Annotated in this window: 16 protein-coding genes; 8 read left to right on the top strand and 8 right to left on the bottom strand. The window is 57.4% G+C overall.

Annotated elements, in window-relative coordinates:
- Window positions 1-6: 6 nt before the first annotated feature.
- The 4 genes from AZF01_RS23170 to AZF01_RS23740 are packed head-to-tail and all read right to left on the bottom strand — an operon-like array spanning window position 7 to window position 2,833.
- The gene (locus AZF01_RS23170; RefSeq protein WP_024707218.1) at window positions 7-1,320 is read right to left on the bottom strand and encodes an arsenic transporter; all 1,314 of its coding nucleotides are present in this window, start codon (window positions 1,318-1,320) and stop codon (window positions 7-9) included.
- Window positions 1,321-1,335: 15 nt separating this feature from the next.
- Complete coding sequence (arsH, locus tag AZF01_RS23175; protein ID WP_018065836.1) at window positions 1,336-2,064, bottom strand: arsenical resistance protein ArsH; 729 nt, start codon at window positions 2,062-2,064, stop codon at window positions 1,336-1,338.
- Entirely contained in the window at window positions 2,061-2,474 is a 414-nt protein-coding gene (gene arsC, locus AZF01_RS23180) for an arsenate reductase (glutaredoxin) (protein WP_024707217.1), read from the bottom strand. Before arsC ends, arsH begins: the two co-directional genes overlap by 4 nt.
- Window positions 2,471-2,833 (bottom strand): helix-turn-helix transcriptional regulator, encoded by a 363-nt coding sequence (locus AZF01_RS23740; RefSeq protein ID WP_079921054.1) that lies wholly within the window; start codon window positions 2,831-2,833, stop codon window positions 2,471-2,473. The genes arsC and AZF01_RS23740 overlap by 4 nt, the downstream gene beginning before the upstream one ends.
- 612 nt (window positions 2,834-3,445) lie before the next feature.
- Between AZF01_RS23740 and AZF01_RS23185 the strand changes: the two genes are divergently transcribed.
- The 7 genes from AZF01_RS23185 (at window position 3,446) to AZF01_RS23210 (ending at window position 7,074) form a co-directional block, all read left to right on the top strand.
- Window positions 3,446-3,766, top strand: a complete 321-nt coding sequence (locus AZF01_RS23185) for a DUF736 family protein (RefSeq protein WP_024707216.1) — start codon at window positions 3,446-3,448, stop codon at window positions 3,764-3,766.
- Window positions 3,767-3,967: 201 nt separating this feature from the next.
- Window positions 3,968-4,426, top strand: coding sequence for a hypothetical protein (locus AZF01_RS23190; RefSeq protein ID WP_155122301.1), 459 nt, complete (start codon window positions 3,968-3,970; stop codon window positions 4,424-4,426).
- Between the two features lie 207 nt (window positions 4,427-4,633).
- Window positions 4,634-4,843 carry an antitoxin VbhA family protein gene (locus AZF01_RS23195; RefSeq protein WP_018065840.1) on the top strand — a complete coding sequence of 70 codons (210 nt, stop codon included), beginning with the start codon at window positions 4,634-4,636 and terminating at the stop codon, window positions 4,841-4,843.
- Complete coding sequence (locus AZF01_RS23200; protein ID WP_018065841.1) at window positions 4,840-5,754, top strand: Fic family protein; 915 nt, start codon at window positions 4,840-4,842, stop codon at window positions 5,752-5,754. Before AZF01_RS23195 ends, AZF01_RS23200 begins: the two co-directional genes overlap by 4 nt.
- 276 nt (window positions 5,755-6,030) lie before the next feature.
- The gene (locus AZF01_RS24370) at window positions 6,031-6,204 is read left to right on the top strand and encodes a hypothetical protein (protein ID WP_197489683.1); all 174 of its coding nucleotides are present in this window, start codon (window positions 6,031-6,033) and stop codon (window positions 6,202-6,204) included.
- A 227-nt stretch (window positions 6,205-6,431) separates the two neighbouring features.
- Window positions 6,432-6,728 carry a type II toxin-antitoxin system RelE/ParE family toxin gene (locus tag AZF01_RS23205; RefSeq protein ID WP_024707214.1) on the top strand — a complete coding sequence of 99 codons (297 nt, stop codon included), beginning with the start codon at window positions 6,432-6,434 and terminating at the stop codon, window positions 6,726-6,728.
- Between the two features lie 4 nt (window positions 6,729-6,732).
- Complete coding sequence (locus AZF01_RS23210; RefSeq protein WP_018065844.1) at window positions 6,733-7,074, top strand: addiction module antidote protein; 342 nt, start codon at window positions 6,733-6,735, stop codon at window positions 7,072-7,074.
- A gap of 92 nt (window positions 7,075-7,166) precedes the next feature.
- Here AZF01_RS23210 and AZF01_RS23215 read toward each other — a convergent pair whose 3' ends face one another.
- Genes AZF01_RS23215 through AZF01_RS23745 form a run of 4 tightly spaced genes read right to left on the bottom strand, consistent with a single transcriptional unit; the run spans window position 7,167 to window position 9,739 of the window.
- Window positions 7,167-7,418, bottom strand: a complete 252-nt coding sequence (locus AZF01_RS23215) for a WGR domain-containing protein (RefSeq protein WP_024707213.1) — start codon at window positions 7,416-7,418, stop codon at window positions 7,167-7,169.
- A gap of 2 nt (window positions 7,419-7,420) precedes the next feature.
- Window positions 7,421-9,286, bottom strand: a complete 1,866-nt coding sequence (locus AZF01_RS23220; protein WP_081725718.1) for a type IV secretion system DNA-binding domain-containing protein — start codon at window positions 9,284-9,286, stop codon at window positions 7,421-7,423.
- Window positions 9,283-9,537, bottom strand: coding sequence for a conjugal transfer protein TraD (locus AZF01_RS23225; RefSeq protein ID WP_085986569.1), 255 nt, complete (start codon window positions 9,535-9,537; stop codon window positions 9,283-9,285). Before AZF01_RS23225 ends, AZF01_RS23220 begins: the two co-directional genes overlap by 4 nt.
- Complete coding sequence (locus AZF01_RS23745; RefSeq protein ID WP_152534476.1) at window positions 9,500-9,739, bottom strand: TraC family protein; 240 nt, start codon at window positions 9,737-9,739, stop codon at window positions 9,500-9,502. The genes AZF01_RS23225 and AZF01_RS23745 overlap by 38 nt, the downstream gene beginning before the upstream one ends.
- A gap of 209 nt (window positions 9,740-9,948) precedes the next feature.
- On the opposite strand from AZF01_RS23745, the gene traA reads away from it, so the two are divergent.
- Window positions 9,949-13,704, top strand: coding sequence for a Ti-type conjugative transfer relaxase TraA (gene traA / locus AZF01_RS23240; protein WP_081725716.1), 3,756 nt, complete (start codon window positions 9,949-9,951; stop codon window positions 13,702-13,704).
- Window positions 13,705-13,791: the final 87 nt, after the last annotated feature.

Genomic DNA, 13,791 nt, shown 5'->3' on the forward strand with positions numbered 1-13,791 from the left:
ATGCACCTATGGCGATGGCGGTAGAGCCGGTAGCCAGAAAGCCAGGGCGACCAGGCTTGCCAGCAATACCGGCGGTGTTATCAGAAGACCGATTTTCATATACTGGCCCCAGCCAATCCTGTAGCCCTTTCCGGCCAGCACATGGAGCCAGAGCAAGGTCGCGAGACTGCCGATCGGGGTGAATTTGGGCCCCAGATCATTGCCAATGACGTTGGCGTAGATCATCAACTCCCGCGTTGCCGCAGGCACGTTGGCCCGATCGATAGACAATGCACCGACCAATGTCGAGGGCATATTGTTCATGATGGAGGCTGCGATGGCGGAAAGCACGCCGGTGCCCAGCGTGGCGACAAACTCACCATGTTGCGCCAACCACTCAATCGCCAGGGCGCCGTAATTCGTCAGCCCCGCATTGCCAAACCCGTAGACGACGAGATACATGCCGATTGAGAACAAAACGATCTGCCAGGGGGCGCCGCGAAGCGCGTCCGATACGGAGACGATTGCACCGCGGCCGGCCTGCCACCAGCGCCCGGCAATTGCCATGAGCAGAACTGCGCCAGTACCTGTCACAAACGCGATGGGAATGCCCAGCGGGGCCGTCACGAAATAGGCGGCAAGCAGCACGGCCAGCAAGGGAAACGCAGCCCGGAAGACCAGTGGATCCTTGACGGCCATGTGCGGCGGGTCCAGGCTCTCGACGGAGTAGTGTTTGGGAATTCGACGGCCGAATGCCAACCAGAGCACGGCCAGTGTTGCTGCCAGGGAAACAAAATTCACAGGGACCATGACCGCCGCGTAGCGGTCGAACCCGATATCAAAATAGTTGGCACTGACGATATTGACGAGGTTGGAGATCACCAGCGGCAGGCTTGCCGTGTCTGCGATGAACCCGGTCGCGATGATGAAGGCCAACGCCGCCGGCGGCCCAAAATTCAGGCGCAGGAGAATAGCGATGACAATGGGCGTCAGCAGAAGGGCTGCGCCGTCATTGGCAAAGAACGCAGCAATGATCGCCCCCAGTATAACGACAAGCGGGAAAAGCAAATGGCCGCGTCCGTTGCCCCAACGTGCCACATTCAGCGCTGCCCACGCGAAGAACCCAGCTTCGTCCAGGATCAGCGAAATGATAATCAGCGCCACGAAAGTGAAAGTTGCATCCCAGACGATATCCCATACCACGACAATATCGTCCGGATGCACCACGCCCGTCAGCAGTGCCACCAGGGCGCCGCCGAGCGCGCTCCAACCAATCCCCAGACCTTTCGGCTGCCAGATCACCAGAAACAGGGTGACGACAAAAATAGCCAGTGCCAACATGAAAAGACCTTATCGTCAGTGCGTGTTCTGGTTGACGCGTCGAGAGAGCTCCTCAGCACTCTCGACGCGCTCTGAATAACGGTCAGTGAGATAGGCAGACCTGCCGCGCGTCAGCCAGGTGAACTTCACAAGTTCCTCACACACATCGACGATACGCATGTAGAGGGGTGAAGGCTTCATGCGCCCGGCTTCGTCAAACTCGGTGAAGGCCTTGGGTACGGATGATTGATTGGGGATGGTGATCATACGCATCCAGCGCCCGAGGATTCGCATCTGGTTGACGGCATTGAAGCTCTGGCTGCCGCCCGAAACCTCCATGACCGCCAGTGTCTTGCCCTGGGTGGGCCGGATACCGCCCAGCGATAGCGGTATCCAGTCGATCTGCGTCTTCATGATGCCGGTCATCGCGCCATGCCGCTCGGGGCTGACCCACAGCATGCCCTCGGACCATTGGGCGAGGTCGCGCAACTCCTGGACTTTCGGGTGGCCGGAATCCGCATCGTCAGGCAGAGGTAGACCCGACGGTTTGAAAGTGCGCACTTCGCAGCCGTACCAGCGCAATAGTCTCATCGCCTCTTCGGAGGCCAGGCGTGAAAAGGAGCGCTCGCGCAACGAGCCGTAGAGCACCAGAATCCTGGGGGGATGGCGCGGCGCATCCGGCCCCGCCAGCAAATCGACGTCAATTGGACGTAACTTGTCCGGATCGATATTCGGCAGGTCATCGAGGCGTTCAGTCCCGCTCATTGAGTTGCCCCGCCGAAGCGTAACACATCGCCGTCTTCCTTGGTAAACACCGCCACCGGGTTTGCCAGCAGTTCAAGGACCCGCTCTGAAGGCCGGCATAACCGCGCACCTTTTTCTGTCACCACAATTGGACGATTGATCAGGATCGGGTGCGCCATCATTGCATCGATCAGTTGATCATCACTCAGCGTCGGATCATCAAGATTGAGTTCCTCAAAAGGCGTTCCCTTGCGGCGCAGCAACTCTCTTGGCGTGATGGCCATCATCGAAATCAGCTCGATCAGCCGTTCACGACTGGGTGGGGTCTTTAGGTATTCTATCACGGTCGGGGTTTCGCCCGACGCCTCGATCATCGCTAGGGTATTTCGGGAGGTTCCGCATGCCGGATTGTGAAAGATTATCGCTTTCAAGCGTTCTCGCTCCTTCTTTTGTCGTTGAGGCCACCTTCACTCAGAGCCGCCGAAAACGGCTCGCAAACTTCTGGGTGGCCAGCGCAGCAGTCGCGAACCAGAAAACGCAGAGTTTCCTGCATGTGCTCGAGATTGGCGCGATAGATGATTGAGCGGCTCTGTCGGCGCGATATCACCCATCCTGCCCGTGAAAGCACCGCAAGATGTGCCGACATGGTGTTGTGCGGTACAGATAATTGACGTGCGATCTCCCCGGCAGGGAGCCCGTCGGGTTCATGGCGAACAAGGAGACGAAACGCCTCAAGACGGGTCTCTTGGGAAAGCGCGCTAAAACTCGCGGTGACGATGCTTATTTCCATGTGTCCAATAATATGGACAAAATAAATATTGGCAACCGAGTTTCGCCGATTATACGATCTGTCTTGCCCTGCCTGAAACCATCTTTGCCGAACTCGAAAATGGCGATATTTAGCCAAGAGTGACCGCGCTGGCAGCCTCCCTCAATCGGCCCGGTCTGTTCCTCTCCTATTCAGATTCTGTTTTTGACGAAGGACCCAATTTTCGTTTCGGGGGTGACCGTCTCCGTCGTGTTGTGTCGGGAATTTCCTCGCATCGAAGGAACAGAGCCCCTTTCGGATTCGCTGCGACAGGCCGTTTCGTGCTTTGTTGTCCATGCAGACTGTGTTCTTTGCCAGTATCGACACCCTGTTGCACAAAGCTGACGCGGGCTGCCATGGCGAAGGAATGTCCAGCCGTTGTTGTTTGCGAGCAATTGACGATGGGACTGTAAGGCCCGGGGTCTGTCAGCAACGTCTCCGTCCAAAAAAGACGGCTTCCACCTTCGGCGGACCCTCCGTCTTTTCCGGTCCTGCGCCGCCCTTCGCTTCGCTGCGGCCCTGAAGGGTGCAGTCATCCTCTTCCGGTGCTTCCTGGTGTCCCTGTCAATTCGATCAAACAACGGAGACATACCAATGGCAGACCTGATCAACTTCATCCGCTTCAACGACAACGGCACTTTGGAAGGCAACATCGCCGCACTGGACTTCGACTTCGACATCACTGGCGAAGAGCTCAACAGCACGAACCCGAAAGCGCCTGTCTACCGCCTGTATGGCGTGTCCCCGCGAGGCCGAAAGGTCGAGGTTGGCGGCATCTGGCGTCAGACGAACCAGAACGGCGAAGAGTATCTGCAGCTGACCGCGGCAACCCCGAGCCGGGCGTTCCGTGCGAACCTCGGCAAGTTTCCCGGCCAGGACGATGATGATCTGATGACCGTGATCCCCTGGAGCTAAGCTCCCTCGGCGCGGCGGATACCGCCGCGCCGGTTCCGGCAAATCCGCGACGTACCTAATAGTCCGCACTTGTTTCGCTTCTGTCCTCACTTTAGGTATTATGGGTTTGCGAAAAGTGCCAAATCGCTCCTTGCTCTTTCGGCGTCATCCCACCGGATCACAATGGCAATCGGGCCTTGAAGCACATATAAGAAACACCATGTGGGTTCGAACAGCTGTCGCGAGAGAATGACAAGAGAAGAGATTATAAAGGGGCTGGGTGCGCAGCCACATGACCCGTTTGTGTGGTTCGATGGACCACCGATTCTGGAGCAAATTCCGCCCGGAACTGTAGGTGTTAACGCTCTCAAGGTTGCGACCGCCATTGAGAACCGGCCGAGCCGCTACGTGCACCTGCTTCCGATGTTGCGCGTGAGCCTGATTGGCTTGATCTACGATCCGCAGCTGGACGGAGGAATCCTGCCCCTGCAAATTCTTGCGGAACGCCTGGGCGTCAGCCGGTTTACGGTTCCGCGCAACTGCGTGGTGCTCGAGGAAATGGGGCTCTTCTATAAAGTCACGAAGAACGGCCGCTACGCTGTCGAGCCCGATACGGCACTGGTCGTGTTTCATGACCTGTTCGTTCCGTTGCCTGCGAAGCGGCTCCGCAAAGACGATTGATGCACCCGATAACTGGGTCAAACATATAAAAAAACAAGAGAATTCTTCTTCCGATTCTGGTATAGTTGGCGTGGTCAATAGACTTACGCTGAATTTGTCGTCCAGGAGCGAGAGTGCATAGCAGGACCGTGCCGGTTCAAGGGTTGAGAGATTCTAGGAAGACCGGCCTGCCTGTAAAACCGCACCGATCTTAAGAAGGAAAAGACCATGGCGAGCACCCTTGAGAAAGCGCGCATCTCCGATGCCGAGATGAAAAAGCGGCGCCGGCTGGTCAACAGCGCCGATCACTCCAATGCCATGGAAGGCCTGAAGCGCGATCCTGCCACCGATCACATTTTCAAGGCTTTCATTCGCGGCGAGATCGAGGCCACCGATATCGTTCCGATGCTGAAAGAGTTTCGCGCCGCCAACGGATGACGAACTACGCTTACGAAAACGGCACCCTCAAGAACATCGATGGCTTAACCGATCCCGACAAACTCTCTGCCGTTGAGGCTGAACGTGTTGCCGGCCGTCTCATCGAACTGCGTCTTGGGGGCGGGCCGCAGCCGACCTTCGACGCTCGGCACCTGAGAGCGCTTCACCATCATCTTTTCCAGGACGTCTATGAATGGGCCGGGCGAACCCGCGATGAGCGGGTTCAGCTTTCTGACGGCACGGTCGCGACCATGCCGGCCATGCAGAAGATCGACGGCGAGCAATTCGCGATCGGCCCGGCCATTCCCAGCGCGCTGGACCGATTTTCCGAGGACCTGCGCGGTCAAGACCTCCTGCGCGATCTCGACCGGGAGACGTTTGCCGATCAGGCCGCAGTTTACTTCAATCGGCTCAACTCGATCCATCCGTTTCGCGAAGGCAATGGCCGGACGCAGAGGGAGTTCATGACTGCGCTGGCGAAGAACGCCGGTCACGAGCTTAACTTTGATGTCGTGTCGGCCGAACGCATGGCGCAGGCCAGTATTGCCGGTCATGAACGCGGCGATGTCGATGCCTTCAAGCGCCTGTTCCGCGAGATCTCTGATCCCGAACGCGTGCAGGCGTTGGAGAAGGCACAGAAATTTCTGACCTCGCAAGGCTTTGATTGGCAAAATCGCTATATGGCAACGACCGAGCCTGGCCGTCGCTATGATGGCGTCCTGGTCGGGGTTGGCGGGTCAGATTTCATGATGCACGACAAGCAGAATATTCTCGTCGGCAAGACAAAGGACCTGCCAAGGCCTTTGCCCGAACAAGGGCAGCATGTGACGTTCGAAACGCCACAGAAGACCCGCGCGAACGCCCGAAAGGGTAGGGGGCGTGACGACGACTTTGGGCACGGCCGCGGCTAAAATCCCATCTTCGCGGTCTCGCGGCGTAGATTGCCGGCTGGACGCCGGATTCGGTCGCGGCCGTTGGGGCCGCGGTTCTCTTCTTTTTTTGCCGGGATAGCGTACGGCTCCTTAGTCAGCGTCAATGACGAACGGTGCCCCCAATTTTGCCGCTGCCCGGCGGGCAGCAACAAAATCGGCACCCCCATTCACCGGCCTTGCCGGTCGCTTCGCGATCATTGACACTGCCCTGCGATCACCGGTGGCCGGTTTCCGTCAACAAAAGGAGACGGAAACATGACGACTATCGATCAGATCAATGAACTTCGCGCCGAGCTGACGAACTGCGACTTCTCGAAGGGCGAGCGGCAGGATGCTGAAGCAGAACTTGAAAAGCTGGAAGCACTGGTAGCAGCAGAGGAGCTTCAGTTTGAGCAGGACATAGCGGCCTGGAACGCTGACCTCGAATGAGGTCAGTTTCAGGAAGGCTGTCAGCCTTCCTGTTCTCTAGCCGACACCCGAAAAGCCGAATATTTTGAGCGCTGAAGCTGCTATTCCGTGCGCCAGTTCAAAATAGAAAGCTTGAAGTCAGGAAAACTATCAAACCGACAAATCGAGCAATGCTGCATGAACACGTATCATGAGCAGGCTGTGACTTATAGTTTGCAATTTGGCTCAGTGTGACCTATAGTAGGCATATGGCCGAGTTAATCAAAACGGCAACATTTGATCGCTGGCTTTCGAGCCTGAAAGACCGAACTGTAGCCGCAAAGGTCGCCGCTCGCCTCGTGCGACTTTCAATGGGCAATCCCGGTGATGTGGAGCCCGTGGGATCGGGAATTTCCGAGCTTCGCATTCACTACGGCAAGGGATATCGAGTTTACTATATGAGGCGCGGCGAGTTGATTATCGTTTTGCTTTGCGGTGGCGCCAAGTCGACCCAGAAAAAGGACATCAAGGCCGCAAAAATGCTGGCCGACGAGTGGAAGGATTGAAACTATGGCAAAGGAAGTTTTTAGCCGTTTCGATGCGGCCGATTACCTGAAAACCAACGAGGATATTGCTGCCTTCCTGGATGCCGCGATGGAAGAAGGTGGAGACGATCCTGAATATATCGCTGTCGTTCTTGGAACCATTGCGCGGGCGCGCAATATGAGCCAGTTGGCGCGTGACACCGGGCTTTCGCGGGAGGGTCTTTCACGCGCGCTTTCCGGCAACGGGAACCCGACAATGGCAACTTTGATGAAAGTGGCCAAAGCGCTCGATCTTAAAATTCAGGTTGTTCCAGCGGTGTCCGCTGGGGCAGCATCGAACGTTCCCGAACATAGTACAGCTTCCTGATTTTATTGGTGCCGCTCTACTGCGCAGTAGGCTGATTGATGCTGGTGCGGTTGCCGGAGGCGGACCACGCGTCGAAGGGCGCGTTTCGCGCCTCAGTCGCGGTAGCCGCGCTTGCGCTTGCTTTGCTCAAGAACACCAAGGGCATCATGGGCCTGTCCGGCCGAGGTGAACCAATCAAGCTTCAGTTGACCGCTGGTCCCGATCCGGCCCCAGCGGCGCACAAGGCACCAGTCTCCGAACAGGCCGCCCTCGATACTGAGATGATAGAACCGCCACTTGTTGGTGTCCGGCTCGATGCGGCGTAGGAGCACTTCTGTCGGGAAAAGGTCAAACTGGCCCAACATCTTCAGACCCCCGGCAGTTGTCCGTCGAACAAGTCAAGCGTGTCGCCTACCACCATCGATGTGTTCCTGGGCTTGCCGATGGGCTCCATTCCCTCAAGAACGTCGATCGCTTCCTTCGGATAGCCTGCGTCACTGTCCGTCTTCCCGGTCTCGGCGTTGTCGTCGGCTGCGGCGCCTTCAAGTCGGCTGACAGTGATAAGGTCGAGGGTCCACTGCGCCGGCTCTTGCGCATCTCGCACATGGGGGAGGGTGGTATAGGGAACGCGCACCTTGTAGACGTCCTCGCCGATGCCCGTGACGAGGACATCGATGCCGTTCTTGCGAGGCCCGAGCTGCGTCTCGAATTCGGAGCGCTCAATCGTGTTCTCGCGCCGCTCGTCGCGCACCCATTCCAGCCCGTTTCCGCGTGGCTCACGACGACTATAGACCACTGTGGCCTGACCGACATCGCTTTCAAGTCGCTGCGCGGTCGGTCCCGAATTCACTTTGGCGATGATCTTCGTTCCGACGATCGACATCCATGCATCGGCGCGTTCGCGCCCATAGGTGTCACGGATCTGTGCAATATCCTGAACGCCGAGACACACGCAAACCCCCTTCGATCGCCCGATATCGAGTAGCGCTGAAAACCGGCTGATCTTCGGCAGCTGGGCGAATTCGTCGACGAAAAACCAGATGCGACGGAGCTTGGCGTCGCCAAGTTCCGGATCGGACACGATGCCGGAGGCAATGGTGAGAAATGCGCTGATCCAGCCGTCAGACTGGTCAGAAAACCGGCCGGACTTCTGCAGGATGACGGTGCGCCTATCTGTCTTGTAGAGCAGCCAGTCGCGTAACGAAAAACGTTCCAGACCTTCATAATTCGCCCACGCCGTTGCCAGCAGACGCAGCGTGTTCGTATCAGCGGTGAGCGTCGAAAGCGTCGAGGCGACTTGTCGATAGTCAGCGTCCAGAAAGCGAACCGCATCGGGGTGATAGCGATGCGCGACCTCAAGAAGTTCCAGACGGTCACGGCGCGTCTCGGCCACCAGATCGGCCCACGTCCACCTTCCGGGGTTCTCATGCATCAGGCGTATGGTGCACGCGGCCAGCACGGCCCGGGCCGAGTTGGAAAAGAACCGATCTCTTGATTCAGGGATCAGTCGCGTGGCCAGCTCAACGGCATCCTCTGCAATGCGCAAATCCTTGGCGATATCCCAAACATGGGAACGCCGATCCTGCGGAGCAATGATGATTGGCTGCACCCTGGAACCATCCGGCTTGATCGTTGGAGGCAGCTTCTCGGTAAAGTCTCCCTTGATATCGAAGACGAGAACCTTGTCATGTCGCGCGATCGCCGAGACGATCAGCCCGATCATGGTTTGTGTCTTGCCGCCGCCTATGGAGCCAAAGATGATGAAGTGTCGCACTTCACGTTCGAGCGCCAGCCGCCATCCATTGAACCAGTGAAGGCCGTCTCTGCTGTCGATTTTTTCCGCCTTTGCGGCCCGCAGCAGTTCGGGCATGCCTGCGACAGTCCGACCGGACTTGATCCATTTATCCGGCGGCATTAGGAAAGCAACATAGCCGCCGATCGCAATGGATATGATGCCGACCGCAAGCGTGGCAGTCACCAGCCATTGGAGTTTAACCAGGTTGTCCGGGGCGTAGCCAAAAGATTCAATGAAGTGATTGCGGCAAAGGTCGGGGGACCAGAATTTGAGGCAGTCGATCGCCTGCGAAACCGATAGGCGGTAGGCCGATCCGTTCGTGGCGTTCCACGATCGAAGCGCAAAAAAATAAACCCAGACAAGTGCCGAAATGCCCACAAGGAAGAGACCGGCATAGAGTAGAATAGCAAATTCGGAACGTCTGGGTTTGGTTATCATTGGCGCAACGCCTCCCGACCCAGCTTGATCATTTGTTCGCGAAGTCGAGCGTCACCCTTTCTCCGATTTCCTGTCAGCAGAACGCCAAGAATGTAGGCGCGGTCTTCATCTCCGAGGCTTGCTTTGATGACCAGTCCACCAAGCTCGATCTTGTGGCGGGTGTCTTCGCTTCGTTCGCGCTTGCGCATTTTTCTATACTCGCTTTGCAGGTTGCTAAGCGTTCTGCGCAACGTCAGAAGGTCGCTGCTCATTCTCCCGCCCGGAACGAAAGGAATGAACCATCTCGGCAAATGCCGCCTCAAGTTCATTCTCCGAAAGATCAAGGGTTTCGACGCCTGCTTTCATGGCGATTTGTCCAATCCTGAGTGCTTCTTTTTCTTCAGCTTCGCGCAACTGCTTTTGCAGAGTTCTGATCTGGTCACGGATCGCGGAAGGGGATTTGGCGCGGGCCATGTGTTTTCTCCTTTTCGGCATTGAACGGTAAGAAGATTGCAGAGATGTTCTATGTTTGTAAACATCAATGATGCATGAAAATAGATCCATGCAATGTAAGGTGAATCGGCGGAGCCGATGCCGCACTCCGTCATGCGAACAAAACGATCGTTTTGTTAAATGCGCACTTATACATTGTTTTCAACAATGTAAGATGGTAGTCGCGTGTCATGGCGATCTATCACTTGCGCGCTCATCAGATATCTCGTGGCAAAGGGCAGAGTGCAGTTGTTGCCGCTGCATATCGCCACGCGACACATATGAACGTTGCGCGCTCCGGCGAGACTGCCGACTACAGCCGAAAGAAGGGCTGTATCCACAGTGAAGTCGCATTGCCGGAAGGCGTCCCACGGTGGATACATGCGTGGCATGATCGATATTCGCCACATCAGTTTGCCGAGCATTTCTGGAATCGTGTCGAAACCAGTGAAAAGCGCGATGACGCTCAACTCGCGCATGAGTTCGTCGTCGCGCTGCCCGTTGAGTTGTCCGTAGAGCAGAACAAGGCTCTGGTTCGTGACTTTGTGCGGGATCAATTCGCGGCGCGCGGGCAGGTCGCAGACTGGAACTATCATGATGCGACAGGCAATCCGCATGTTCACATCATGGTTTCGTTGCGGCCGCTGACCGAGACAGGCTTTGGCCCAAAGCGGGTTCCGATTCTTGATGGTGACGGTGAACCGGTTCGAAGGCCGCCAAAGGTGGAGGGCCAAAAAGGGGAAATCGTCTATCAGCATTTCGCGGGATGGAAGGATCGGCTTCCCGAGATCCGCGCGGCGTGGTCACAGGAGGTCAATCGTCATTTGGTCGAGCATGGCTATGACGCAACGGTCGACCATCGCAGCTTTGAAGATCGGGACATTCCGCTGGAGCCGACGACGCATCGCGGTCCCGCCGTTGACGACATGGAGGCGCGCGGCATTCAGACCGAGATGGTGCAGCAGCACCAACAGGTCATGCATGAGAATTTCCGCAAGCTGGCGGAAGATCCTTCGCTTGTTTTGAAAATGATCACGGCGGAAAAATCCGTCTTCGATGAGCGCGATGTTGCGAAGTTCATCCACCGGTATGCGTCAACCTCTGAAGAATTTTCCGGGCTTTTCCTCCGGGTCGGTGCGCTCGAAAACCTTGTGACGCTTTCCCAGGAAATCCGCGACCCGTTCACGAACAAGCTTCTTGAGCGGGAGAAGATGACCACGCGAGAAGTCCTGCAGATGGAAGCGCGGATGATCGATGGCGTCCGTCAGCGCGCGACGGATCAATCGTTCGGTGCACCGCCGCGGCGCGTCGAGAAGGCGCTGGCGGAATTCTCGAAATCGCATGGATTTTCTCTTTCCGACGAACAGGCAATGGTGGTTCGCGCCGTTACGTCCGATCGCGGCGTTTCGACGGTGGTCGGCTATGCCGGTGCTGGTAAATCCACGGTGATGGATGTCGTGCGGCAGGTTTACGAAGGGCAGGGGCGGCGTGTTGTTGGCGGTGCGCTTGCCGGCAAGGCGGCCGAGGGCTTGTCTGAATCTGCGGGTATCGAGAGCCGGACGCTGGCGTCCTGGCGCATGTCATGGGAGCAAGACAGACGCCGCCTTCAGAAAGGCGACGTGTTCGTTCTGGACGAGGCCGGAATGGTCTCATCGAACGACATGGCGATGTTGGTGAACGCGGTGAACGCGGCACAGGCCAAGCTTATTCTTGTCGGAGATGCGCGGCAACTTCAGCCTATTCAGGCTGGCGCTGCGTTTCGCGCCATTGCGGATAATACCGGGTTTGTCGAACTGACCGAGGTGCGCCGTCAAAGCGAAACATGGATGCGGGACGCTTCCCTGGCATTCGGTCGCGGTGACAGCCGCGCGGCGCTTCAAGCCTATGCCGACAACGGACACATTCATATCCAGGGCAATCGTGATGATGCCATGTCTGAATTGGTTGGTGCATGGGGAGCTGATTGGCGTGCCGGCGCCGATACGCTGATGCTGGCGCATACCAAGGATGCAGTGTTCAGTCTGAATGAGCTGGCACGCCATACCATCAAGGAGCACGGGGGGCTTCAAAACGAAGTGACGTTTGACGCGGTGCGTGGCCCGCGCGCTTTTGCCGTTGGCGACCGGCTGTTGTTCCTGGAAAATGATCGCGACCTTGGCGTCAAGAACGGAATGCTGGCGACCGTGGAAAAGGCGAATGACGGCATTCTTGATGTTCGGCTCGACAATGGCAGGGCCGTTACGGTCAACCATGAGCATTACAACAACGTTGATTATGGCTACGCGACCACGATCCATAAGTCTCAAGGGGCGACTGTCGACCGGGTGCATGTGCTTGCCACACAGATGATGGATGCGCAGCTTTCCTATGTCGCGCTTTCGCGCCATCGCGAAACGGTGGCGCTTTATGCCGGCCGGAATGACTTTCCTGAAACCAGGAATCTGCTAGACACGCTGTCGCTAGACCGGCTCAAGGATTCAACGCTGGCCTATGAGCATACGCCCGACTATCAGCTCGAACGCGAAGCATTTGTGCGTCGGCGCGATCTTCCGGACATTGGCGAATTGCGCGATCTTTGGCGTCGATCGCTCAATGCCATGCGGTCACGGTTCTCGGATATTGCGGAACGGTTCAGGGTAATTTCCGAACGGCTTTCGCTTGCGCGTCCGCAAGCCGTTGACGTATCGCCGAATGTCCCGCCTGCCGCCGGCGCGCGGCCTGTTGAAGCCGAAAGGGAGATCAGGATTCCCGAATTGACGCCGGCGGTCAGTCAGGCGCTTTCCCGGCTTTCGGAGGTGGACCGCAACACCAAAGGCTACAGCGGCAAGCGTGGGCGCTGGTTCCGGGCTGCCGAAACTGAGCTGACGCAGATGTCGTCCGCAACCGATCTTGTCATGTTCAATGAACAGATCGCAGCGCTGGTTTCTCCGGTTGAAGTCCGGTCTCTTGGACGCGATCCGGATGAGGACAAGCTACAATCGCTTGTCGCACATCTTCCGCCATCGGCGCAGACCTTCATCAAGGCAAACTGGCAGCTCGTGCATGTCGGTCAGCTGGCCGCGGACGACAAGAGCCGCGTTGATGTTGCGTCCGCCATGGTCACGGAGCGACGCGATGCTGGCCTTGAGGCCGATTATGAACAGGAACGGGCACGTTATCGCCTTCCCGATGTTCCGCTTATTCCGGCCGTGACGCAATGGCCCGCCTCGGTCGAAGCCGTTGCCCGTGATCCGGCCAATCAGGCGGCCGTCACCAAGTCGCTGTGCCAATCCGCACTCAAGAACATGGGCAAGGTCTGGCGCGATCCCGCCCCGATCCTCGACAAGGTGTCTGCCGCGGTGATGAGCGACGGAGACGCCAGTCAGGTTCTCAGATCAATGCGTGAGAACCCGGCGTCTCTTGGTGAGTTGCGTGGCAAGACCAACTTTCTCGGCCGGCCCGATGAGGACCGGAAAACGGCACTTGCAGCCGTGCTTCCTGCAACCAGCAGTGCCGGCGATTTTGTCCGGTCACTCAAGGTTAGTATCAAAGGCGCTGAAGAGGTTGAGAGGAAGCTGCGGAGCCAGATGGCCGCGCCGATCGACGGGCTGTCGACGGCCGCCAAAGATGTGCTGTCCGCCCTGGCAAAAGCGTCCAGTCTGCCGGAGCGCTCTGACGAACGTCGCGCACTTGAAAGGGCCGTGATCGACGACAGCGAAGCCATCGGCCAGCTGCGGGGTGTCGCTCATGACATCAGCGCGCGTTTTGGCGACAGCAGCGGTGTGCCGGCGCAAGATATGATCGCACGCGCAATGCCGGAGCTTTCTCCAGAAGCAAGATCGAGGATCTATCGTGATGCCCACCAGATCTGTACGGCCTATGACAGGTGTGTCGAGATTGAACGGACACAGCGGCGCGAAATTCGTCTTGAGCAGGAGAAGTCGCAGTATCATTCTATTGGGAGATGAGCGCCCCAGGATTGGCAAAAGCGGCGACTAACCGCCTCTTTTGTTCCCTTTGATGTTGCATCAAGGAGGCCGTTGTGGTGAATTGCG

It is taken from the genome of Martelella sp. AD-3 (assembly GCF_001578105.1).
Classification (GTDB): Bacteria; Pseudomonadota; Alphaproteobacteria; order Rhizobiales; family Rhizobiaceae; genus Martelella.